Source organism: Aequorivita vladivostokensis, from assembly GCF_000952855.1.
GTDB classification, from domain to species: Bacteria; Bacteroidota; Bacteroidia; order Flavobacteriales; family Flavobacteriaceae; genus Aequorivita; species Aequorivita vladivostokensis.
This window is the reverse complement of the sequence record NZ_JSVU01000006.1, coordinates 82783-108011: the sequence shown is the minus strand read 5'-3', so window position 1 is coordinate 108011 and position 25229 is coordinate 82783. Positions and strand designations below refer to the sequence as shown.

At 41.0% G+C, this 25229-nt stretch carries 16 protein-coding genes and 3 tRNA genes; 6 read left to right on the top strand and 13 right to left on the bottom strand.

Annotation, left to right across the window (positions count from 1 at the left end; all coding sequences use genetic code 11):
* Positions 1-43: 43 nt before the first annotated feature.
* The gene (locus tag MB09_RS10765; RefSeq protein ID WP_045080929.1) at positions 44-1411 is read right to left on the bottom strand and encodes a TlpA family protein disulfide reductase; all 1368 of its coding nucleotides are present in this window, start codon (positions 1409-1411) and stop codon (positions 44-46) included.
* A gap of 179 nt (positions 1412-1590) precedes the next feature.
* On the opposite strand from MB09_RS10765, the gene hutH reads away from it, so the two are divergent.
* On the top strand, positions 1591-3099 hold the full coding sequence (hutH, locus tag MB09_RS10760) for a histidine ammonia-lyase (protein WP_045080928.1): 1509 nt from the start codon (positions 1591-1593) through the stop codon (positions 3097-3099).
* Positions 3100-3137: 38 nt separating this feature from the next.
* Positions 3138-4025 (top strand): T9SS type A sorting domain-containing protein, encoded by an 888-nt coding sequence (locus tag MB09_RS10755; RefSeq protein WP_045080927.1) that lies wholly within the window; start codon positions 3138-3140, stop codon positions 4023-4025.
* A gap of 11 nt (positions 4026-4036) precedes the next feature.
* Here the strand turns inward: MB09_RS10755 and MB09_RS10750 are convergent, their stop codons facing one another.
* Together MB09_RS10750 and MB09_RS10745 are read right to left on the bottom strand one after the other, a co-directional pair.
* Positions 4037-4414 (bottom strand): hypothetical protein, encoded by a 378-nt coding sequence (locus MB09_RS10750; protein WP_045080926.1) that lies wholly within the window; start codon positions 4412-4414, stop codon positions 4037-4039.
* A gap of 93 nt (positions 4415-4507) precedes the next feature.
* On the bottom strand, positions 4508-7060 hold the full coding sequence (locus MB09_RS10745) for an ATP-dependent Clp protease ATP-binding subunit (protein WP_045080925.1): 2553 nt from the start codon (positions 7058-7060) through the stop codon (positions 4508-4510).
* A 258-nt stretch (positions 7061-7318) separates the two neighbouring features.
* On the opposite strand from MB09_RS10745, the gene gyrA reads away from it, so the two are divergent.
* Together gyrA and MB09_RS10735 are read left to right on the top strand one after the other, a co-directional pair.
* Complete coding sequence (gyrA, locus tag MB09_RS10740; RefSeq protein ID WP_045080924.1) at positions 7319-9850, top strand: DNA gyrase subunit A; 2532 nt, start codon at positions 7319-7321, stop codon at positions 9848-9850.
* Positions 9851-9860: 10 nt separating this feature from the next.
* Positions 9861-11120, top strand: a complete 1260-nt coding sequence (locus MB09_RS10735) for a tetratricopeptide repeat protein (RefSeq protein WP_045080923.1) — start codon at positions 9861-9863, stop codon at positions 11118-11120.
* Between the two features lie 68 nt (positions 11121-11188).
* On the opposite strand, the gene MB09_RS10730 is transcribed toward MB09_RS10735, so the two are convergent.
* Both MB09_RS10730 and MB09_RS10725 read right to left on the bottom strand, forming a co-directional pair.
* Complete coding sequence (locus MB09_RS10730; RefSeq protein WP_045080922.1) at positions 11189-11938, bottom strand: C40 family peptidase; 750 nt, start codon at positions 11936-11938, stop codon at positions 11189-11191.
* A gap of 28 nt (positions 11939-11966) precedes the next feature.
* Positions 11967-13145 carry an acetyl-CoA C-acyltransferase gene (locus MB09_RS10725; protein WP_045080921.1) on the bottom strand — a complete coding sequence of 393 codons (1179 nt, stop codon included), beginning with the start codon at positions 13143-13145 and terminating at the stop codon, positions 11967-11969.
* A 130-nt stretch (positions 13146-13275) separates the two neighbouring features.
* Here MB09_RS10725 and MB09_RS10720 point away from each other — a divergent pair, with 130 nt between their 5' ends.
* On the top strand, positions 13276-15321 hold the full coding sequence (locus tag MB09_RS10720) for an HD family phosphohydrolase (RefSeq protein WP_045080920.1): 2046 nt from the start codon (positions 13276-13278) through the stop codon (positions 15319-15321).
* Between the two features lie 103 nt (positions 15322-15424).
* Here the strand turns inward: MB09_RS10720 and MB09_RS10715 are convergent.
* From MB09_RS10715 to tsaD, 8 genes are all read right to left on the bottom strand, one after another.
* Positions 15425-15498 (bottom strand) — tRNA-Arg (locus tag MB09_RS10715).
* A gap of 41 nt (positions 15499-15539) precedes the next feature.
* Positions 15540-15614, bottom strand: a tRNA-Pro gene (locus MB09_RS10710).
* A 60-nt stretch (positions 15615-15674) separates the two neighbouring features.
* Positions 15675-15758: transfer RNA gene (locus MB09_RS10705), tRNA-Ser, on the bottom strand.
* A gap of 151 nt (positions 15759-15909) precedes the next feature.
* A complete protein-coding gene (locus MB09_RS10700; protein ID WP_045080919.1) occupies positions 15910-17079 on the bottom strand; it encodes a class I SAM-dependent methyltransferase in 1170 nt (389 codons plus the stop codon).
* 3 nt (positions 17080-17082) lie between these two features.
* Entirely contained in the window at positions 17083-18177 is a 1095-nt protein-coding gene (locus tag MB09_RS10695; protein WP_045080918.1) for an AI-2E family transporter, read from the bottom strand.
* Positions 18178-18257: 80 nt separating this feature from the next.
* The gene (locus MB09_RS10690; protein WP_045080917.1) at positions 18258-18902 is read right to left on the bottom strand and encodes a DUF4159 domain-containing protein; all 645 of its coding nucleotides are present in this window, start codon (positions 18900-18902) and stop codon (positions 18258-18260) included.
* A 72-nt stretch (positions 18903-18974) separates the two neighbouring features.
* Positions 18975-19688, bottom strand: a complete 714-nt coding sequence (locus MB09_RS10685) for a 16S rRNA (uracil(1498)-N(3))-methyltransferase (RefSeq protein WP_045080916.1) — start codon at positions 19686-19688, stop codon at positions 18975-18977.
* 16 nt (positions 19689-19704) lie between these two features.
* A complete protein-coding gene (tsaD, locus tag MB09_RS10680) occupies positions 19705-20727 on the bottom strand; it encodes a tRNA (adenosine(37)-N6)-threonylcarbamoyltransferase complex transferase subunit TsaD (RefSeq protein WP_045080915.1) in 1023 nt (340 codons plus the stop codon).
* Positions 20728-20833: 106 nt separating this feature from the next.
* Here tsaD and MB09_RS10675 point away from each other — a divergent pair, with 106 nt between their 5' ends.
* A complete protein-coding gene (locus tag MB09_RS10675) occupies positions 20834-25213 on the top strand; it encodes a translocation/assembly module TamB domain-containing protein (RefSeq protein WP_240484827.1) in 4380 nt (1459 codons plus the stop codon).
* The last annotated feature ends 16 nt before the right edge of the window (positions 25214-25229 follow it).

Genomic DNA, 25229 nt, shown 5'->3' with positions numbered 1-25229 from the left:
ATTACTTTTGAATATGTGGCTTAAAATTATTGGCTGGCAATTTTTACAATAGCCCGTCAAGCAGCGTTCTCAGTGCTGGGTCCGATGGTCTTGGAGCGTCGGCAGAAACTATATTTCCCTGGGGATCAATTAATATAAATCTTGGGATTCCAAGAATTGCATATTCCTTCACAAATTTGGAATTCCAGTTATTGTCCGCTATAAGTTGGATGCCGCCCAATTCTTTTTCAGAAACCATTGTTTTCCATTTTTCGTAATCCTTCGGTTCATCTATGGATATGCTTACAAAAGAAACTGGCTTGTTGTGGTAATCCTTTTCTACCTCCTTTAAATAGGGAATTTCACGAATACAGGGCCCGCACCAGGTTGCCCATACATCAATATAAACATATTTTCCCTTTAAGCTTTCCAAGGAGGTAAAACCGTCTTTATGATTTTCAAAGGTAAAGGTGGGTGAGGGGTTTCCCTTAGTTATTGCTTTCAGTTGGTTGTAGCGTTTAGTGAGCATCGCCAAGTTTTCAGCGCTGGGATTACTGTTTTTGTATATATTGAAAACTTCGTCAAGACTTTCATTTGGCTTTAGGCCATATTGCAAATAGGATGTCATTATTTTGTCCTTAGCATAACCATCGGGAAGACTTTCATTTACTTTTTTCAAATAAAGAACGGCTTGGTCTGCGTTTTCATCCTTTTCGGCCTCTGCGCTCGCCAGTCTGTTGAAATGGGTGTCCAAAAGATTCTGATATGCTACGGAATTACGATAGGCAAGGGTGTCTGCATAATCTATATTTTTTAATTCGTCATAAAAATTATCGGAAATCTGAAAATCGTTCACGCCACTGTAATAGCGATGTGCCTCGGCGTAGTTTTCCAGCATGATAGCACGGGAATAATTGTCTTCCACGGCCAGTTTTTTCTTGAAATTTTCGTTGGAAATTTGATTGGCCGCAAATAAGCTATCATAGCTTTTCTGGTTGTTATCCAATTTCTGGAAAAAATTCGTCTCATCTAAGGAGAACATATCCTTGTAATCCAGATTCTGCTCGTTCCAGAGATATTTGGCGGCCAAAAAGTCATTGATGTTTCCCAAATCGCCGGTATATTTAAGGGTTTCATCAAATTCACTGGCATCTAGGACTACGGAAAGGTTTTTTCCTTTTTCCAAATAAATTCCTGTGCGTTCGCGGCCTACGTACATTTCATAAAAGCCATCATTTTTTATGTACAGCGTATCTTGGAAGGTTCCGTTTTCACTTATTGGCATACGCTTTTCAAAATCGTTGCCGCGCACAAAAACTGTTTCTGCGGTATTGTTTTCAACCGTACCGCTCAAAATTGCGTATTGGTTTTTCTCTTCCTGCGTGCAGGCTATCGCCAAAAGCATTATAAGAAGTAAGCTTATTTTTTTCATTTCCTTGTTTTAAAATTTTAGGTAAAATTACGTATGAAATCTACATTTCAAACAAATCGCTGCGGTTATTTTAGGAAATTGGGTTTTTGGCGGATAAAAAAGTTCGCACCGCTTTTGAAACGAAGAAAGGTGGCAGGGCAATTAAAAAACAGTATTTTTGTCCTTAGAATTTCTTCCTAATGAAAACACATTATATTAGTTCAGAAATCCTGGATCTTTCCACGATCAAGGATATAATTGAAAACCATAGCCATCTTGCCCTTTCCGAAGAAGCCCAATTAAATATCAAGAAATCCAGGGAATATCTTATTGGTAAAATGAAGAATAACCAAACCCCTGTCTATGGAATAAACACAGGGTTCGGCTCTTTGTGCAATGTGAAAATTTCTTCAGAAAATCTCTCAAAATTGCAGGAAAATCTGGTTATGTCCCACGCTTGTGGAACCGGGGAATTTGTCCCGAAACCGATTATAAAACTGATGCTCCTGCTAAAAATACAATCGTTGAGTTATGGTTACAGTGGCGTGCAGATTGAAACCGTGGAACGACTGATAGATTTCTATAACAATGATATACTGCCAGTGATTTATTCCCAAGGTAGCCTAGGCGCCTCTGGCGATTTGGCGCCATTGGCGCATCTATCGTTGCCGCTTCTAGGCAAGGGAGAGGTTTATTACGGAGGCGAGCGCGTGCAAGCCGATAAAGTGCTCAAGAAATTCAACTGGGAACCAATAACCCTACAAGCCAAAGAAGGCCTTGCCCTGCTGAATGGTACACAGTTTATGAGCGCTTACGGAGTGCACTGCCTTTTGAAAAGCTATAAACTATCCTATCTAGCAGATTTAATAGCAGCCGTTTCCGTTGATGCTTTTGACTGTAATATGAGTCCTTTTAATGCATTGGTACATTTGGTGCGGCCACACCGTGGACAGGTAAAAACTGCCGAAAGAATATTGGAATTTTTGGAGGGCAGCGAACTCGGCCTTTCCGAAAAGAAGAACGTACAGGATCCTTATTCTTTTCGATGCATTCCACAGGTTCACGGAGCAACAAAAGATACCATACATTTTGTGCACAAAACTTTTAAGACAGAAATTAATTCGATAACCGATAATCCGAACATTTTTGTAAAGGAAGATGTTATTATATCTGGTGGAAATTTTCACGGTCAGCCTTTAGCCCTTGCATTGGATTATCTAGCGATTGCACTGGCCGAATTAGGAAATATTTCTGAAAGAAGAACATATCAATTGGTTTCCGGACTTCGGGAATTGCCCGCATTTTTAGTAAATAATCCGGGCCTAAATAGCGGTTTTATGATTCCGCAATATACGGCAGCGAGCATAGTGAGTCAGAACAAGCAATTGGCCACCCCGGCATCTGTGGATTCCATTGTTTCGTCCAACGGGCAGGAAGATCATGTGAGTATGGGTGCCAATGGAGCAACTAAGTGTTTGCGAATTGTGGAAAACCTGGAAACCATCCTTTCCATAGAATTAATGAATGCCTCTCAGGCATTAAAGTTTCGGGAACCGAAGAGATCATCACCTTTTGTGGAATCTTTTCTAAAGCCATATCGATCCATTGTTCCTTTTATAGAAGATGATAGGCTCCTTGCGGATGATATCCACGCCAGCATAGCGTATATCCAATCCATGGATGTGGACGGGGAAATACTTTTTGAATAAAAGTGGTATCTTGGTAATTCCTATAAGTTTTTTGGACTATGAAATCTATTATTACAACCGTTTTGTTTTTTATTGGAGCATTTGCAACATTGGCCCAGAACTATAAACCTATTTTGGATTATCGCAATGAGTGGCATTTTACTACATGTGATTTTGGATGCTATACCGATAAATATTATACGGATGGAGATACTTTGGTTGGGGGAAAAATATATAAAATATTGGAAGGATACCATTTTATATCCCGAACTTTCCTGTTACGGGAAGAAGTTTCCGAAAAAAAATTATATTTTTTGAAAATTCGCCCTGGCGGCGGTACAGAAGAATTTCTGTTATATGATTTTACGCTTGAAGTAGGCGATACCATCAATATGCTAAATCCTATCACCCCGTTTCCTCAAGATGGTGGGTATTTTAGATTAGACTCTATAGTTCCGAGACCGTTGGTAGATGGGATTAATTATGATCATTTCTATTTTTCGCCCACTCCCACAAATTCCAATAGTACAGAAAATGCCATTTGGGTAGAAGGGGTTGGCTCTCTTTCATTGATCAATGCACCCGGTGGTCATCCTGACCTTATCGGCGTAGGAGCTTTAAGTTGCTATTTTAAAAACACAGAGGTTTTTTATTCAAATTTAGATTCCATTGACGACTGCGTGCCAGTTTATATGAACCTTCCCGAGCGAATGCTCAGGGAAGTAATTATCTCAAAATCCAATAGCAGCGACATTTGTTGGCTGAATAATGCGATGCATGTGAAAGAAGCGAATGTCTATGATTTAAGTGGTAAAAAATTAATGACCATACAAAATAGTTTTAATCAAAAAATGACTATTGACCTATCCCGCTTTAATTCAGGAATGTATATTATAATAGCCCGGGGAATGGGAGATATTAAACGAACTTTTAAAATCGTTAAATAGAAAGAGTAACTTTAGAAATCGTTGTTTTCAATAAGATTATTGACCCAATCTTTTGCTTCGTCCAAATTAGAAAAAATTTCCAGCGGCTTTTTTAGAAAGAGTTTTTCAATCTTTGAATTTCTCAATTTCTGCTCATCATCCGCTACTACGGCAAAGGCCACGAGGTTTTTTATTTCGGAAGTTTTCAAATAAACCATTGGATCTACGGCATAACTGTTTTTGCGGTAGGTAATATAACCAAAGGGTCTGTTGAAAAAATAAGTGTTGGCCACTTCCACAAGATCATCGTTATGTTCCGGTCTAACCGTAGTGCCCTCATTCATTATGGCAATAACGAAATTCCTAAACACATTGATTTCTCCGAAATCATAAAATAATCTTTTAATCATGGATGAAAAAGTTCACTCTAAGTTACGGAAATTTAATGCTTTATAAAAATATGATTTTCAAAAATTTGCTTCTTGAAACCAAAAGAAAGAAACCTACGATTCCGTAGGTTTCTTTTGCTTCTTGATTTTAATGGTAAGTTCATCAGCTTTTTCGTCAAAATCCATGGTTATGGAATCTCCTTCCTGCAGATTACTTTTTATAATTTCCTCTGCCAGCGCATCTTCAATATACTTTTGGATGGCTCTGTTTAACGGTCGAGCTCCATACTGTTTGTCGAAACCTTTATCGGCTATAAAATCCTTTGCTTTATCAGTCAGTTTCAACTCATATCCGATATCCGAGATACGCGCAAAAAGCTTTTTAAGCTCAATATCTATAATTTTATGGATATCCTCTCTTTCCAGTGCGTTGAATACCATAACATCATCTATTCGGTTTAAAAATTCAGGAGCGAACGTTTTCTTTAAGGCATTTTCAATAACACTCTTGGTGTGCGAATCTTCCTGACTCTTTTTTGCAGCCGTTCCAAACCCTACACCTTGTCCAAAATCCTTTATCTGACGGGCGCCAATGTTGGAAGTCATAATGATAATCGTATTTCTGAAATCAATTTTTCTTCCTAGGCTGTCCGTTAAATAACCGTCGTCCAAAACCTGCAGCAGCATATTAAACACATCGGGATGTGCTTTTTCTATCTCATCCAGAAGTACAACTGCGTATGGCTTTCTTCTTATTTTCTCGGTAAGTTGTCCGCCTTCTTCATAACCTACATACCCGGGAGGTGCCCCTACCAAGCGCGAAATGGCAAATTTTTCCATATACTCGCTCATATCGATTCTGATCAGAGCATTGTCTGAGTCAAAAAGTTCTCGGGCCAAAACTTTTGCAAGTTGTGTTTTTCCCACGCCCGTTTGGCCCAAGAAAATAAAGGATCCAATAGGTTTGTTGGGATCTTTTAATCCCGCACGGTTTCTCTGGATGGCTTTCACAACTTTAGCTACCGCTTCGTCCTGGCCAATCACTTTTCCTTTAATGCGATCTGGTAGGGCAGCAAGTTTTTTGGTCTCCGTCTGTGCGATTCTATTTACGGGAACGCCCGTCATCATCGATACTACTTCGGCAACATTTTCCTCGTCCACAGTTTCCTTATGAAGCTTTGAGTCCGCTTCCCATTTTTCCTGTTCGGTTGCTAGCTCTTTTTCTAAATTCTTTTCATCGTCCCGCAGTTTGGCAGCTTCTTCATATTTCTGTTTTTTTACGACAGTATTTTTAAGCTCACGCACTTCTTCCAATTGTTTTTCAATTTGCAAAATTTTATCAGGAACGTGAATATTTGTAATATGCACCCGCGAGCCAGCTTCATCCATGGCGTCAATTGCCTTGTCTGGTAAAAACCTCTCGGTCATATATCTATTTGTAAGGGTAACGCACGCTTTTATTGCTTCATCAGTATAAATTACGTTGTGGTGCGATTCGTATTTATCTTTTATATTAGTAAGAATTTCTATTGTTTCCTCCACGGTTGTGGGTTCCACTAAGACCTTCTGAAAACGTCTTTCCAAAGCGCCGTCCTTTTCAATATATTGACGGTACTCATCAAGAGTGGTAGCTCCTATACATTGAATTTCGCCTCTTGCCAAAGCTGGCTTGAACATATTTGAAGCATCCAAGGAGCCCGTGGCACCACCGGCACCCACAATGGTGTGGATTTCATCGATGAATAAAATGATATCATCATTTTTTTCGAGTTCATTCATCACAGCTTTCATACGCTCCTCAAACTGTCCTCTGTATTTGGTACCCGCCACAAGGCTTGCCAAATCAAGTGTGACCACACGTTTGTCATAAAGAATTCGCGATACTTTGCGCTGAATTATGCGCAGGGCCAAACCTTCGGCAATGGCAGATTTACCCACCCCGGGTTCGCCAATCAACAATGGGTTGTTTTTCTTTCTTCGGCTCAAAATTTGTGAAACGCGTTCTATTTCCTTTTCGCGGCCCACAACGGGATCGAGCTTGCCTTCCTCGGCCATAGCGGTCAAATCCCTCCCAAAGTTATCCAAAACCGGAGTCTTGGATTTCTTGTTCGTTTTTGCCGAGGTGCCGGAAAATAGGTTGTCCTTGCCGGCATCTTCGGCCGAAGTGTCATCTTCATTTGGAAATGACTCAGCACTAGGCGTGTCTATATAATCGTCATCGTTTGTAATCATAAGTTTAAATTGATCCTTAACCACATCATAGTCCACCTTCATTTTGTTCAACAATTTTGTCGTCGGATCGTTTTCGTTCCGAAGAATACACAACAGCAAATGCGCTGTGTTAATGGAATTGCTCTGGAAAAGCTTTGCTTCCAAAAAGGTAGTCTTCAGCGCCCTTTCCGCTTGACGGGTTAAATGTAGGTTCTTCTTATCGTTTGTATTTGTAGTAATGCCGGGGTTGGCTGGACTTAGAATTTCCACTTTTCTTCTTAAGTGATTCAAGTCAATGGCCAATGCGTTGAGAATGGTTACCGCCTTACCGTTACCATTTCTTAAAAGCCCGAGCATTAAGTGCTCTGTGCCAATAAAATCGTGGCCTAGGCGAAGGGCTTCTTCTTTGCTATAGGCAATTACATCTTTTACTCTTGGGGAAAAATTATCATCCATATTTAAAATCCTCTCTTCTTAATATAAGTACTAAATTAACCAAAATAGGACAAAAACTGTTCCTCTTTGATATCATTTTAGTAAAAGGACAAAATATATAGTGGAATTCAAAGGATATTCCAGGATACTTATTAACGATTTCACCCCCTAAATTTGTTAATAAATTCGTGAATAACAGCTGTCAAAAACCCCTGTTAAACCTAGGAAAAAGTGTATCTTGCTCCATTAGTTCAACAACGATAATTAAACCTATTTTTTATGGCTGAAGGTGATAAAATAATCCCTATTAACATTGAAGATGAAATGAAATCTGCCTACATCGATTATTCGATGTCGGTCATAGTGTCACGTGCGCTGCCAGATGTTCGCGATGGAATGAAACCCGTTCACCGAAGAGTTTTGTTCGGAATGCACGAACTGGGCATTAGAGCTACGGGCGCACATAAAAAATCTGCGAGAATTGTGGGAGAGGTTCTGGGTAAATATCACCCACACGGTGATACCTCAGTTTACGATGCGATGGTACGGATGGCCCAGGAATGGAGCCTGCGCTATTTGCTGGTGGACGGCCAAGGTAACTTTGGTTCGGTTGATGGAGATAGTCCGGCGGCGATGCGATATACGGAAGCGCGAATGCAGAAAATTTCTGAAGATATGCTCGCCGATATCGATAAGGAAACCGTGGACCACCAATTGAATTTTGACGACACCTTGAAAGAACCCACCGTGCTTCCCACTCGTGTCCCAGGATTATTGATCAATGGGGCCTCGGGTATTGCCGTGGGTATGGCTACCAATATGCCTCCACACAACCTTACCGAGGTGGTAAACGGAACGATAGCATATATAGAAAACAACGATATTGAAATTGATGAGCTTATGCAGCACATCAAGGCCCCCGATTTTCCAACTGGTGGGATTGTTTATGGATATGAGGGAGTGCGCGAAGCCTTCCATACTGGTCGTGGTCGCGTGGTAATGCGGGCCAAGGCCAGTTTTGAGGAAGTAAATGGGCGGGAGTGTATTGTAGTTTCTGAAATTCCATATCAGGTAAATAAAGCGGAAATGATCAAAAAAACCGCTGATATGGTTAATGAGAAAAAAATAGATGGCATTTCAAACATTCGCGATGAAAGTGATAGAAAGGGAATGCGCATTGTTTACATCTTGAAGCGTGATGCAGTTCCAAACATTGTTTTAAATACACTATATAAATACACGGCATTACAGTCAAGTTTTAGCGTAAACAATATTGCCTTGGTAAAGGGAAGGCCGCAAATGCTCAATTTAAAGGAGTTGATCCATTATTTTGTGGAACATCGCCACGAAGTTGTGGTGCGCCGTACTGAATATTTGCTGCGTAAAGCAGAGGAACGCGCCCATATTTTGGAAGGTTTGATTATAGCTTCAGATAATATAGATGAAGTAATTAGGTTAATCCGTGCTTCTTCCAATGCAGATGAAGCAAGGGAGCGCTTAATGGAATCCTTTAAACTTACAGAAATACAGGCCAAAGCAATTGTTGAAATGCGTCTCCGTCAATTGACGGGGCTGGAGCAGGATAAGCTTAGAAGCGAGTATGAGGAATTGATGAAGACAATTCAAGATTACAAAGAAATTCTTGCCAGCAAGGATCGCAGAATGCAAATAATAAAAGAAGAGCTTGAGGAAATTAGAGCAAAATATGGGGATGAGCGCCGTTCCACTATTGAATATGCGGGTGGTGACGTAAGCATTACCGACTTAATTGCCGATGAGCAAGTTGTTTTGACCATTTCGCACGCGGGTTATATTAAGCGTACATCGTTATCAGAATATAAAACACAGAATAGAGGAGGAGTGGGGCAAAAAGCCTCGGCCACCCGCAACGAGGATTTTCTTGAACACCTTTTCGTGGGGACCAATCATCAATATATGTTATTCTTCACTCAAAAAGGTAAATGTTTCTGGATGCGCGTTTTTGAAATACCCGAGGGCACACGCACATCAAAAGGAAGAGCGATCCAAAACCTGATAAACATCGAGCCGGATGATAAAGTTAAAGCGTTCATTTGCACCCAGGATTTGAAGGACGAAGATTACATAAACAGTCATTATGTGATTATGGCCACCAAAAAAGGCCAAGTAAAGAAAACGCCGCTGGAGCAATATTCAAGACCACGAACCAATGGTATTAACGCAATTACTATCCGTGAAGATGATGAATTGCTAGAGGCCAAACTAACTACAGGCGACAGTCAAGTTATGCTTGCTGTTAAATCTGGAAAAGCCATACGTTTTGAAGAGGAAAAAACCAGACCTATGGGTAGAAATGCATCCGGCGTGCGTGGAATTACCTTGGGCAGCAAAAATGATGAAGTAATAGGAATGGTTGCCGTAAATGAAGGCGATTCCGATATATTGGTAGTTTCTGAAAATGGCTATGGCAAACGATCGTCCATTGAAGATTACAGAATCACCAACCGCGGAGGAAAAGGTGTGAAAACCATTAACATTACCGAAAAAACCGGTAAATTAGTAGCCATAAAAAATGTAACCGATGACGATGATTTGATGATCATCAATAAATCTGGAATTGCAATTAGAATGGCCGTTTCAGACCTTCGAGTTATGGGCAGGGCTACACAAGGCGTGCGATTGATTAAGGTAAGGGAAGATGATGCCATTGCCGCTGTTGCGAAAGCAATGAAGGATGAAGAGGAAGTGGATAAAGACATCGAAATAACAAATGACGATAACGATGGCACTACTCTTGATAACAATGAAACTCAAACCGAAAATAACGAATAAACTTTAACACATGAAAACACGAATTTTAATAACAGGACTGGCTTTCGTTTCTGCTATTTCATTTGGACAAAAAAAGGAAATCAAAAAAGCTGAAAAAGCCATAAAATCAAATGAGTACAGCGAGGCACTGAACTATCTCAACGAGGCAGAGCCCATGCTGGGAAGCGCAGATAATGAAATGAAGGCCCAGTTTTATGCAGCTCGCGGACAAGCATTGTTAGGTTCCGGATCAAATGATTTCTCAAAACAGAAACGGGCTGCTGAAGCTTTTGGTGAGGCACTAAAACTGGATCCCAATATGCAGACTCAACTAGCGGAACCCTTACAAAATTTGAGAGCTAGCCTGATAAATGGGGCCGTAAAAGACCAAAATGCAGGGGAATATAAAATGGCTACTGATAAACTATATACCAGCTATCTAGTAAGTAATGATCCTTCAGATTTATATTTTGCAGCCAGTAACGCAGTAAATGGAAAAGATTACGCTTCAGCATTAAAATACTACCAAATGTTATTGGATACTGGTTATACCGGTGAAACAGAAGAATTTGTAGCCACTCGTAAGGAAACTGGTGAGGTTGAGGCGTTTGATAACGAAAACCTTAGAAACATTGCCGTGAAATCTGGAGAATTCATTAAGCCCGAAGAAAGGGTGACAGAATCCAGAAAAGGGGAGATTTTAAGAAATATGACTCTTATTTATTTGGAAGAAGGAGATACTGAAAAAGCTACGGCACTTATGAAGGCCGCCCGCGAAGAAAACCCAGATGATATATTTTTGATGCGCGCAGATGCAGATATGAGTTATAAAATGGGCGATGTAGCACGGTATAACGAGCTAATGAACAAAATTGTCGCTTCCGATCCTGAAAATCCCGAAATTTACTTTAACCTGGGTGTAGGTAGTGGGGAAATAGGAAAAAATGATAAAGCTATAGAATACTACGAAAAGGCTTTGGAATTGAAACCCGATTACGAAGCTGCACTTATCAATATCGCTGTTTTAAAACTTGCTGCAGAAGATAAGTTGGTAGAAGAGATGAATAGTTTGGGGAACTCCAGAGCAGATAATCAACGTTATGATGCCTTGAAGGAGGAGCGTAAACAAATTTATAGAGACGTATTACCTTATTTAAACAAGGCTTTAGAGCTGAACCCAAATAACCCAGAAGTTGTAAGAACTATGATGAACATTTACGGTCAATTGGCGGATGATGCTAAATACAAGGAAATGAAAGCTAAATTGGAAGCCTTGGAAAAACAAGGATAAGCCCGTATAAACAATATTGAAAATAGGAAGAAAGCCCCTTTAAATAGGGGCTTTTCTTTTTTTATATTTTAAACAATTCTTTTAATTACACGTAATTTATGAGTGTGACCGCGCATTTCATAATTGAAAATACCGCTGTGGTCCAATCTATCAATACGTACCTTACCGTGGGCGTGGATGATGTAATTCTCTTTCATTATGATACCAACATGCGTAATTTTCCCTTCCTCATTGTCAAAAAAAGCCAAATCGCCCGGTTCGCTTTCTTCAATAAAACTCAAAGCTTCCCCTTGCGTGGCTTGTTGGCTAGCGTCACGTAGCAGTTTGTAACCGTTCAGTTTATAGACCATTTGTGTAAAGCCACTGCAGTCAATACCAAACGGAGTTTTACCTCCCCACAGATATGGAGAATTTAAGTAGAGCAACGCGGTTTCAATTATATGTTCTTTCGGAAGAATTCCAGAAATAAGCTTACCTTCAAAATGGTGCTTTAAAAATTCAGAGGAAGAGATCGTGCTTCCCAAACAAATCGAAAACAATTGATTGTCCTGCGACGTAACAAAATCAACCAAATCTGACGAAAGTTTAAGTTCTTTCCTTTCAAAATCTGTATAATTTTCTTCGGAAATGGATACGTATTGTTTGTTGTCTATCCAGCCTTCATAATTATCAAACGCCAAACGGATGCGGCTCCATTTCTTTCGGACTTCCAAAATTTTGAAATGCTCGCCGTAAAGTACTTGGGTCACCATTTCACTCGCGTCGGAAGCCTCGGCTCGAAGCGGGACAATACTTAAATTACTGATGCCGTAATCCATTCAGAAACTATTCAAATAATTACGGTGTTTAGACTCTTTCAATAACCATTGCAGATGCCCCGCCGCCGCCATTACAGATTGCCGCAGCACCAATTTTGGCATCGTTTTGTTTTAAAACATTTAGCAGTGTGATCAAAATGCGGACCCCACTACAACCAAGGGGGTGGCCCAAGGAAACAGCACCACCGTTTACGTTTACATTGCTATCGTCCAATCCCAAAATTTTCATATTGGCAAGACCCACCACAGCAAATGCTTCATTGAATTCAAAATAATCTACATCCTTAATATCGATTCCCGCTTTGGCAATTGCTTTTGGAAGTGCCTTTGCTGGTGCAGTGGTAAACCACTTTGGTTCCTGTGCGGCATCAGCGTAGCTTTTAATGTAGGCCAAAGGGGTTAAGCCCAATTCTTGTGCTTTTGCCTCACTCATTAAAATCATAGCGCCGGCACCATCATTAATTGTGGATGCATTTGCCGCAGTAACGGTTCCGTCTTTTGAAAAGGCAGGGCGCAGGGAGGCAATTTTGTCCATCTTTACGTTTTTATATTCTTCGTCTTCAGAAACTGTCACCGGCTCCCCACGGCGCTGTGGTACCTCGACGGGAACAACTTCATCCTTGAATTTTCCATCTGCCCAAGCTTTTGCCGAGCGCTCGTATGATTTTATAGCAAACGCATCCTGATCTTCACGTGAGAAATTATATTCGGTAGCACAAAGGTCTGCACAGGTGCCCATGGCGTTGTGGTCGTAAGCATCTACGAGACCGTCTTTTTGCATTCCATCTATCAATGTAGCGGGACCAAATTTTGTTCCGTTCCGCATATGCACATAATGGGGGATATTGCTCATGCTTTCCATTCCGCCGACCACAATCACCTCGGCATCGCCCAAAGCAATGGCCTGGGCGGCTTGCATTACAGCTTTCATACCGGAAGCACATACCTTATTAACCGTTGTTGCGGGAACGGTATCCGGAATTCCAGCCCCCAAAGCAGCTTGACGTGCCGGAGCCTGGCCCACACCGGCCTGAACCACATTGCCCATATACACTTCTTGAACCAATGAAGGGTCGAGATTAATTTTATCCAATGCTCCTTTTATGGCCGCTGAGCCCAATTGGGTTGCGGTTAGTGAAGAAAGACTTCCCATAAAACTACCTATGGGGGTTCTGGCTGCGGATACGATAACTACTTTATTGCTCATGCTACTGTGTTTTATATTTGAAATAAGGACTGCGAAATTACGGATTTCTAACTTAAATATCAATCTTTGCAAGTATTGCTTTTGGGATAACTCATTCCTTATTTATACCTTTACTTTAAGTTATCAATTTATGAAGAACCTTTTTTCCTTCTTTGCGAAAAACCAGTCTCTTATTTTTAAGGTTTTCCTATTTATAGCTTCCACGCTTCTAGTAATATATTTTCTTCCGAAAGGCGGACAGTTTAAGTATAATTTCCAAAAAGGAAAACCCTGGCAATATGAAAATCTGTACGCTCCCTTTAGCTTCACCATAAAAAAAGATGAAGATACTTTAAAGAAAGAGCGTGAGGAGATACGTGGAAACACCATACCTTATTTTGAATATGATGCTGAAACAGCAGCGCGCGTAGCTGAGGATTTTCGCGAAAAACTTGAAATTAGATATGTGGACAGTCTTTATAATACGTCTCGCAAGACTGTGGAACGGTTAGGGGAGTCGTTATTAAACGAGGTATATGAAAATGGCGTTACCGATGAAATTTACAATTACGAAGATGGCCGACTCATCTATTTAAAAAATGGCAACGAAATCGAGGAGCGCAGCTATTCGCAGTTGTTCAAGAAAGAAAATCTAAACAAAAGAGTAAGGGATTTGGTAGAAAAAAACAATACTGAAGACGTTCAAGTATTGCTTTACAATCTTCTTAATGATGTGCTTCAGCCCAATGTAAAGCTTAATACCCGTTTAACAGAAGCAGCGATAGAAGCCGAGATCGCGGCTCTCAACCCCAATCGGGGTATTATTGAAAAAGGAGGAAGAATAATTGCAAAAGGCGAAGTGGTTGAGGGCGATAAGTTTCAGATTTTGAATTCGTTGAAGGCAGAATTTGACAGTCAAATTTGGAGCAAAAATAACTATCTGTGGCTCTTGGTGGGCTATTCCATGTTGGTTTCATTGGTGTTTTTGATGCTTTTCCTTTTTCTGAAAAATTACAGGCCGGTTATTTACAGCAATAATACCAAGGTAACTTTTATATTTTTCAACATACTTTTAATGGTCTTTCTCACCACGTTGGTGGTTAAAGTGCACGCCGATTATGTGTATGTGGTTCCAATATGTATTCTGCCCCTAATTTTGAAGGCGTTTTTTGATCCACGCGTTGGGCTTTTCGTACACGTTCTCACCATTCTGCTTTTGGGTTTTATAGTTCCCAACAGTTTTGAGTATATGTTTCTTCAGTTTATTGCGGGTATTGTGACCATTCTAACTGTTTCTGAACTGTACAAAAGAGCCAATCTGTTTATATCGGTAGGACAAATAACGTTGATCTATATTCTTGGCTACTTCGCGTTTTTCGTGATACAGGAAGGAAATATCCAGGCCATGCAATGGCAGAACTTCCAGTATTTTATTCTTTGTGGGTTGGCAACCCTCTTTGCCCATCCGCTGATTTATTTTTATGAAAAGATCTTTGGATTGGTTTCCGATGTTTCGCTGCTCGAGTTGAGCGATACCAATTCCAAATTGCTAAAAGAGCTATCAAACAAAGCTCCCGGTACTTTCCATCATTCCTTGAACGTTGCAAATTTGGCCGAGGCAGCTGCCAATGAAATTGGCGCGAATAGCATGCTCGTTAGGGTAGGAGCGCTATATCACGATATCGGTAAAATGCTGAACCCAACAATGTTTACCGAAAATCAGGCAAATTCAATCAATTCGCACAACGAGTTGGATCCAAAGGAAAGTGCCCAGATAATTATAGATCATGTAATTAAGGGTATTGAAATAGCCAGAAAAAACAATCTTCCGGATAGAGTGATCGATTTTATCCGCACCCACCACGGCACCAGCTTGGTATATTATTTTTATAAGAAGGAGCGTGAACAGCAAGGACAGGCCAATAAAGAAGATTTTATCTATCCAGGGCCCATTCCCTTTTCTAAGGAGACCGCTATTTTAATGATGGCTGATAGCGTGGAAGCTGCCAGCAAAAGCCTAAAGGAACCTTCGTCCACAATTATAGATGAGTTTGTGGAAAAGATAATAAACAATCAAATGGCGCAAGGGCAGTTTTTGAATGCGAATATTACCTTTAAGGAAATTGAGACCATAAAAAAGGTTTTAAAGAAGAAGTTGAATAATATTTACCACTTAAGGGTAGAATATCCGGAGTAATGTTTTATAAAAACAAAAAATCCCCTATCTATCCAGCTGGGCAGAGAATAATATATATACTAAATACTTCATACAAAAAATCCCCTATGTAGGGGATTCGATGTGATCGCGTCAGGATTCGAACCTGAGACCGTCTGCTTAGAAGGCAGATGCTCTATCCAGCTGAGCTACGCGACCAATTAATAAACCAAAAAACCGAACTATGTGTCCGGTTTTTGTCGGGGTGGCAGGATTCGAACCTGCGGCCTCCTGCTCCCAAAGCAGGCGCGATAACCGGGCTACGCTACACCCCGTGAACAGCAATTATCTATTGTTCACTGTAATTTTGGAGTTTTTTTGTCAACTCTATAATGCGGAGAGACAGGGATTCGAACCCTGGCGACGGTTGCCCGTCGACAGATTAGCAATCTGCTCCGTTACCACTCCGGCACCTCTCCAGTTTTTTATGAACGTGTCATCCAAAATGCGGTTGCAAATGTAAGTCTTCAAATGTAATAACGCAAACAAAAAATTGCCTTTTTTGCAGATATATTTTAAAGCGGTTTAAATCAAGTATATGCCGTTTAAGCAATTTCGAAATATACTGTTTTAAACTTTTGAACAAATCAACATTTCCTTTTTATCGTCCAAATTGGTTTCAAAAAATAAATAAATTTCCCCTCCATCGGCAATTTTCCACTTTTTACGAAGTGTTTCCACACTTTCCGGAAAGTTTCTAGTAGCAATATTGGCTTTCTTAAAATTCAAAGCCGCACGCATTTGCTTTTTTGAATAGGGCACCGTTTGCTCAATTGAAAAACGCCTTCCGGGGAAATCAATTAAATCTTCGCCAGTGTAGAGATGGGTATTTTTATGAAGCTTGTTCACTTTTAATTTTTCGGAAACCATATCAAACGCACCACTTTTTAGGATTGCCGCATTGGGTTCGTAGAGGTATTTTTGGGGTAAGTCGTAAGTTGCCATAGCTCGTTCGTTCCAATCAAAATCAAATGTTTCGGCGCCCTTTTTGGTAAAATTGACGGTTTTTACTTTTAGTGCGCCCGAATTCTCCTTTTGAAGTAGCCACAGTAATTCCTTAACCTCATTGTCCACCGCCACGATGTGAATCTCAGAAATGGGCTGCAATTCATTTAAACCTACCGAAATATCAAGCATAGGGGAGGTTTTCAAAAGAAATTGGTTGCAGTTTTTTAATATTTCTGAAATATTATTGGGTATGTTCGGTTCACAGTCCGACAAAAAGAAAACCTTGCCCTTGCTATCGTGGCGGCGGGAGGGGTCTGCATATATCACGTCATATTTACTGTTCAAGGCAGTTTGCAATCCATCCGCGGCGTGGCAATGGATGTTTTCCTTGCCGAAAACACCAAAATTGTGTTTTGCTAATTCTGCGAGATTTGGATTGGTCTCAAAATGGTGGACGGTTTTGAATTTTTCAGCAAAATAAAAGCTATCTACGCCAAAGCCCCCAGTAATATCCGCTATCGTTGTTCCTTTGACCAGCGATGCCTTGTATTTTGCGGTAATTTCCGAAGAGGTCTGTTCCAGATTCAGTTTTGGTGGAAAAAGGATATTCGCGGTGTTGAACCAAGTGGGCAGCTTTTTCTCTATTCTCCTTCGGCTTTCAATTTGTTGTATGAGCTCTTGGATGGAAACATTTTCAAAAGGACTTCCCGCGAAGGCGAGTTCGCTAATATTGCCTTCAAAATCTCGTATAAATTCTTGGATTTCTTTATTTAACAGCGGTGTAATGGGCAAGGGTCAAAGATTATGGGTGAGGCGCTTGACGATTTTGTATTCCGAAAGAAATTCCTTGGCAACCACTTTTAGGGCGGTGTAGGTTGGCACGGCGAGAATCATTCCCGGAATGCCAAAAACGAAACCTGCGGTTAGGATAACGATAAAGATTTCCAGCGGATGCGAGCGTACACTATGCCCGAAAATAACGGGTTGCGAGATGAAATTATCAAAAATCTGTGCCACGGCATAACCCCCGGAAGCAATAAATAAAAGCGGCAAAAGCCCCGATGAAAAATCAGCGCCCAGGTTATTGGAAACTATAACGAGCAACATTAAAACCCAGCCGATTATGGGGCCCAAATAAGGTACAATATTTAAAAATGCGCAAATCAAAGCTACGGCCACGGCATCGTTTATGTCCAAATAGAGCAGCAACACGGCATAGAACAGCGAAAGGATAAAAATTTGGAGCAGCAGGCCGATAAAATATCTTGAAAGCAATTCCTTGATTTTTATGAGAATTCGCTTAAATTTCTGTTCGTCGCCACTTTTTGCGAAAACCAAAACGGACCGCGCGATTAGACTTTCGTCCTTCAAAAGAAAAAAGGAAATGAAAAGTACCGAGAATATTCCAACGATGGTTCCGGCGATATTTCCGAAGAAAATATCTATAAAGCTGGGAATGATTTCGACGTCCAAGTTCTGCACATAGGTGGTGCGCTTAATGGCCTCCACCAGTTGAAAATGATCTACGCCCAGATAATCGCTGGCCTGGATGTTCAATTCGTTCAAATCGCGTTTTACCTGCTCAAAATCTATTTGTGAAATATGCTTGCCCTGCTCAATAATGATAGGAACAAAAATACTGAGCACCAGGCTGATGGATCCAATAATAAGCAATAAGGTAATTACCGAAGCAAAGGTGTTTCCAAATTTCAGTCTTCTTTTTAAAAAGATAACAACGGGCCGCCCAATAAGTGACAGCACCAAGGCAAGGCCAATGTACAGGATGAGTGCCTGGATTTCGTATACGAACCACAGCAAGATAACTATGCCCACCAGTACTGCGAGGGCTCGTAAAATACCAACGGTTATTGCAGCTGCAGATTTTTTCACTTCGTAAATATACTACATTCCAAAGTACGAATAATCAAAGTTTTGTTAAGGATGTTGGGGTAGGTACTGTCAGAGCAATTTTAGTTTTCAAAGACATATTTGACAATATTGGCGCCCATCTGCAATGCCTTTAAGCGAACTTCTGCGGGGTCGTTGTGCACTTCGGGGTTTTCCCAACCGTCTCCGAGGTCCGTTTCAAAGGTGTAGAGCAATACCAATCTGTCTTCCACAAATATGCCAAAGGCCTGTGGACGGCCGCCGTCGTGTTCGTGGATTTTTGGCATTCCCTGCGGAAATTTATAAACGTAACTGAACATCGGAAAGTTGGCTGGAAGTTCCTTCAATTCTTTATTGGGGAAGATTTTCACGAGTTCCTTTCGGATGTATTGGTCCATGCCGTAGTTATCATCTATATATAGAAAACCGCCGCTCATCAAATAGTTTCTGAGATTTTCAGCCTCTTCGGAAGAGAAAAAAACATTGCCGTGCCCCGTCATATGCACAAAGGGGTAGTCAAAAATATCGACACTTCCCGGCGTTACGGTCTGAGGCTTCTCCTTAATGACGGTACTGATGTTTTGGTTGCAGAATTTCAACAAATTGGGCAGGGCCGTCGGGTTTGCGTACCAATCGCCACCGCCACCGTATTGCAGCAGCGCGATTTCCTGAGCTGACAGGCTTCCGATAAAAGCAAAAAAGAGAATTGAAAAAAATATTTTCCGCATAGATTTCAAAAGTACAAATTCAAAGAGAATATTTATGGACCAAAATCCAAAGGTTTTTTAAACTTTTGGGGTTTAATTTTCATTTACGAATGCCACGCTGTGGCAGGCCACAACGGCCGCGGTTTCGGTGCGCAAACGGCTTTCGCCCAAGCTAACAGGTACAAAGCTATTCGCCTTTGCAAGTTCAATTTCCTCAGAAGAAAAATCGCCTTCGGGACCGATGAGAATTAGGACGTTTTTTTTGGGAAGCAGGGTGGATTTCAACGATTTTCTATCGGTTTCCTCACAATGCGCAATAAACTTTAAATTTTCCGAAGATTTCCCGGAAGTGATAAAATCCTTGAATGAAACAGCTTTATTCAAAACGGGAAGATATGCTTTCAGCGATTGTTTCATCGCACTTTGCAGGATTTTTTCGTAGCGTTCGGGTTTTATCGTTTTCCGTTCACTGTGGTCGCAGATTATTGGGGTGATTTCTGAAATGCCTATCTCCGTTGCTTTTTCCAAAAACCATTCGTAGCGGTCGTTGAGTTTTGTGGGAGCCACAGCTAAATGGAGGTGATAGGGAAGGGGTTGCTGCGTTTCTTCGGAAAGAATTTTTACCAAACAACCCTTTGGATTTGCGTTTAAAATTTCCGCAGAAAAAAGAGAACCTTTTCCATTGGTGATGCTGAACGTATCGCCTTCCTTCATTCGCAATACTTTTACAATGTGGCGGCTTTCCTCTTTGTCAAAGATTATTTCTTTGGTAGATTCGGAAATATTTGGATTGTAAAAAAGCTGCATTTGTTTTTATCGATTGTTAAAACTTCATCCGCGCCGAAGCTACCACATTATTTTCGGCAAAATTCTGGGTCTTGAATTTCAGTTCGCCCACCATGGCAATCATAGCCGCATTGTCCGTACAAAACTCAAATTTGGGGATGTGGGTTTTCCAACCGTATTTTGTTTCGGCCTCCTTTAGCGCTTTGCGTATTCCGCTATTTGCAGATACGCCGCCACCTATGGCCACTTCCTTTATTCCGGTTTTTTTGACGGCATTTTTCAGCTTGTCCATTAAATAATCTACAATGGTAAATTGAATACTGGCACAAATATCTGCTATATTTTCTGAAATAAAATCAGGGTTTTGGGCCACTTCCTTTTCAATAAAATAGAGCACGGAAGTCTTTAAGCCGCTAAAGCTGAAATCCATGGGCCCCACTTTCGGTTTCGGAAATTTAAACGCTTTTGGGTTTCCCTGTTGGGCGTATTTATCTACCAAGGGACCGCCGGGATAGGGCAGGCCGAGGATTTTGGCGCTTTTGTCAAAGGCTTCGCCCACGGCATCGTCTATGGTTTGGCCTATTATTTCCATTTCAAAATATTCGGTCACTTTCACAATTTGTGTATGGCCGCCGCTAATGGTCATTGCCAAAAAAGGAAAATTGGGAGCCGTTTGTCCTTCGGCCTTAATAAAATGTGCCAAAATATGGGCTTGCATATGGTTTACATCTATCAACGGAATGCCCAGACCCAGCGCCAAAGATTTTGAAAATGAGGCGCCTACAAGCAAGGAACCCATCAAGCCGGGCCCGCGTGTAAAAGCAATGGCTGATAACTGATTTTTATCGATATTTGCCTTATGCAACGCTTGGTGTACCACGGGAACAATGTTCTGTTGATGGGCCCGCGAGGCAAGTTCGGGCACCACCCCGCCATATTGTTCGTGAATTGCTTGAGTGGCAACAACATTGCTGAGTATTTTGGCGTTGTTGATTACGGCTGCGGCTGTATCGTCGCAAGAGGATTCAATCCCAAGAATGTAGCAGTTTTTCTGTGTCAAAGTGAAAGGGGTATATTTATTGGTTGTAAAATTAAAACTTTAAAAGCGTATCAAAAAACTTCGGAAAATAATAGTTCGCACCTTTGTAATCATTGTATTGCTGCTCGTGCTTATAGTGATTATTTTTTCCATTCCATCGGTTCAGACCTGGGTCGCAAAAAAAGTAACGACCAATTTAAACGAGACCTACGGCACCGACATCCACATAAAACGACTTGGCTTGAACTGGAAAGGAGAGGTGGATATCCGGGAGGTTTACATTGCAGACCATCATAACGATACCTTGATTTACAGCAAGGAGGTACAAACCAATATTATAAATTTTCAGAACATGGTGCAGGGCGATCTCGGTTTTGGCGATATAGCGCTGGACGAGGCGAAACTGTATGTGAAAATTTACAAAGGTGAAGAATCTGACAACCTTTCCATTTTTGCAAAAAAGTTTGATACGGGAAAGCCCAGCACTTCGCCTTTTTCTCTATTCGGGAACGATGTACAGCTCACCAATAGTCGTGTAAAGATCATCAATGAAAATCTGGAGAATCCTGATATTTTCATTTTAAACAATGTAAATATTACCGCCAATAATTTAAAAATCAACGGGCCGGAGGTACAAGTGAACATTGAGAATCTTTCGCTCGTCGCTGCCCGCGGCTTTGTGATAGAAGATATGCAGGCCGACTTTTCCTATACCGAAACCAACATTACCTTAAAAGATCTGAATTTAAAGACCACTGAGTCGCAGCTAATAGGAGATGTAGATCTGGATTATTCCAAAAACGGAATGGCAGATTTTGTCAATGATGTTGTGATAACCGCAAATCTGAAGGATTCAAAAGTGGCCACAAATGATTTGAACGATTTCTACAATGAATTCGGCCCGAATCAAATAATCTTCTTGGATGCAGCAATGAAGGGCACCTTGAATGATTTTACGGCAACCGACGTAAATTTCAGGACAGGCCATACAAACATCAAGGGCGATTACGCTTTTCAGAATATTCTAAACTCCGAAAATGGCTATTCCATAACGGCTACCAATCATTACATTGCCACAAATTATTACGATTTAAGAAGATTTATGCCGCGAGTTTTGGGTAATGTTGTTCCTGCTGAGCTCAAGGAACTCAAAAACTTTAACCTTAGCGGGAATACTTCGATCGTTGGGGATGAATTAAATACAAAAAGTAATTTGCAAAGCGGGATTGGCCAGGCTAAGCTCGATTTGAAAATCGGCAACATTACCAATATTGACTATGCCTATTATCAAGGAAACGTAGTGTTGCGAAACTTCGACCTCGGGAAAATAGCAAAGACCACTTCGCTCGGAAAGATGACCGCCAATTTAGATTTTGACGGCCGCGGGTTTGATAAGAATACCGTTAACACGGAGGTTTCGGGTACGGTATCTTCCTTCAATTTTGAAGGTTATAACTATCAGAACATCACGGTTTCGGGAAATTTGAAAAACCCATTATTTAATGGCGAGCTTTCCATTGACGATCCCAATTTGAAACTCGATTTCAAAGGGCTCATAGACGCCTCTGCCGAAACCAACCATCTGGATTTTGAAGCAGACGTGGAGTATTCAGATTTGAATAAACTTAACCTGATAACGCGCGATAGCATTGCGGTATTTACGGGAAAAGTAGTGGTGGATATGGACGGCAGCACTATTGATGACGTGGTGGGCACTATCAATTTCAGCCAAACCTTTTATCAGAACGAAAGGGAATACTACTATTTTGACGATTTCACCGTTACTTCATCTTTTGACGGGCCCGTTCGCACCATTGAAATAAATTCCCCCGATATTATGAACGGGAAGATTTCGGGAGAATTTCTTATTGAGGATATCCCCAATCTTTTCCAAAACGGGATAGCCAGTATTTATGCCAATTATATTCCGCAGGAAGTAACCACCAATCAATACATAGAATACGAATTTGTGGTGTATAATAAAATCGTGGATGTATTTGTGCCGCAATTGAAGTTAGGGGACAATACCAGGGTAAAGGGATCGGTTTCTTCTGATCAGTCAAAGTTTGAACTCGATTTCCGTTCTCCGGAAATTCTTCTATTTGATAATTATATCGGTGAATTAAACATTCAGATAGATAATGATAATCCATTGTATAACACCTATATATCGGCTGATTCGGTTTATACGGGATTTTACAATATTAGGGATTTGAATGTTATCAATAAAACCTTGAATGATACTATGTATGTGCGTTCCGAATTTGCCGGTGGGCCCAAAAAGGAGGATTTATTCAACCTTTCGCTTTACCACACCATTAACCCGGCGGGTAAATCGGTTATTGGCGTAAAAAAATCTGATATCACCTACAAGGGAAATGTTTGGTATTTGAATGAAAACAACAACCGTCTGAACAAAGTGGTTTTTGATGATAATTTTCGGGAAGTCCGCATAGATTCACTGGTACTGAGCCATAACGATGAATTGATACAAATGGCAGGCGTTCTACGCGATTCCACTTACAAGGATTTAAAGGTTCGGTTTAAGGATGTGAACATCGGGAACATAACCCCAGAGATTGATAGTCTGCGGCTGAAGGGAAACATGAACGGCAAGTTTGATTTTCTTCAGAAAAACGGTGCGTATTATCCCAACAGCGCCGTGACCATTGACGATGTAGAGATTAATGAGATTCCCTTCGGAGATTTAAATTTGAAAATAGACGGAAACGAAGATCTTACAAAATACCGCATAAACACTTCGCTTATTAATAATAACGTGAAATCAATTAATGCCGTGGGCGAAATTGACGTTTCGCCACGAAATCCCCAAATACAACTCAATATAGATCTAAACCAGTTTAATATGCAGGCCTTCAGTCCGTTTGGCGCCGATGTTATTACGGATATCCGAGGATTGATTACGGGGAATGCCAGAGTTTCCGGCAATTACAAATCACCCGATATTTTGGGTCGTTTTACCTTGGAAAACAGCGGTTTGAAAATTCCCTACTTGAATACTGATTTCAATATTGAAAACGGCGCACAAATTATTGTAACCAAGAATAAGTTTGAAATAGACGGCACCCAGATTACCGATACCAAATATGGAACGGTTGGCGTGCTCTATGGAAATGCAACCCATACCAATTTTAGTGATTGGGAATTGGATCTGCATATTGAAGCTCCCGAAAGACTAGTTGTTCTGGACACTCCGCCCGAGGAGGACGCCCTTTATTATGGCACTGCCTTTATAAGCGGAAGGGCGGACATCACGGGGCCCATAGATGAATTGGTGATAGACGTGGATGCTACAACCCAGCGAGGCACTACTTTTAAAATTCCCATTAGCGATACTGAATCCATTGGCGATGATTCCTTTGTGCATTTTCTTTCACCAAAGGAAAAGGAGGCGCGCAACAATGGGGAAGTTCTTTTTACCGAAGAGGTAAAGGGACTGTCGCTAAATTTTGAATTGGACATCAACAAAAATGCGGAAGTGGAAGTGGTTGTGGACCAAGAGAACAATTCGACCTTGAAGGGCCGTGGTGCGGGAATTCTTCTTATTGAAATAAATACGAATGGAAAATTCCAGATGTACGGCGATTTTCAGGTTTACGAAGGAGAGTTCGATTTTAGATATGGAGGTATTATCCAAAGAAATATTGGAGTTGTGCCCGGCGGAAATATTACGTGGGATGGAGCTCCCGAACGAGCCAATCTAAATTTGAGCGCTGTTTATAAAACGCAGGCAAATCCTTCGGTTTTGCTAGACAATCCCTCCATCAATACAAAAATACCTGTGGAAGTTTATGTAGATCTGGATGGAGAACTCGCGCAACCCGAGCTCAGTTTTGATATAGATTTTCCGCGTGTTAGTTCCACTCTGAAAAGTGAGTTGCAGTACAAACTCCAAAACCAGGAACAGATGCAGAACCAGGCTTTATTTTTGTTGGCTTCCAACTCATTTGTGAGCGATAATTATGCTGGGTCAAACGCCTTTGCCGGAACCGTTGCCGATAGGGTTTCTGGATTGGTAAACAATCTGTTTGCCGATCAGGATGGGAAGTTTCGTGTAGGTCTGGATTATTCCGTGGGCAATAGAACCCCGAACCAAGAAACCTCAGATAGATTTGGCATTACCCTTTCCACACAAATTAACGAACGTATTTTAATCAATGGCAAAGTGGGAGTGCCAGTAGGCGGGGCCAATGAAACCTCGGTGGCTGGCGATATTGAAGTGCAATGGCTTATAAACGAGGATGGAAGCCTTCGGATGAAATTCTTCAATAGGCAGGCAGACTTACAATTTATCGGGGAAGACCAGATATTTGAACAAGGTACAGGAATTTCCTATTCGGTAGATTTTAATACCTTTCAGGAGCTTTACCGCAAGCTATTCAACAAAAAAGTAACCATTGATACAGAATTGCCAGTAATACCGGATGATAATACCTATCCAGTTGACTTCAAGCCACAGGCTACACCAAATGAAGAAGAAGATTAGTATCTACAACTTCTGT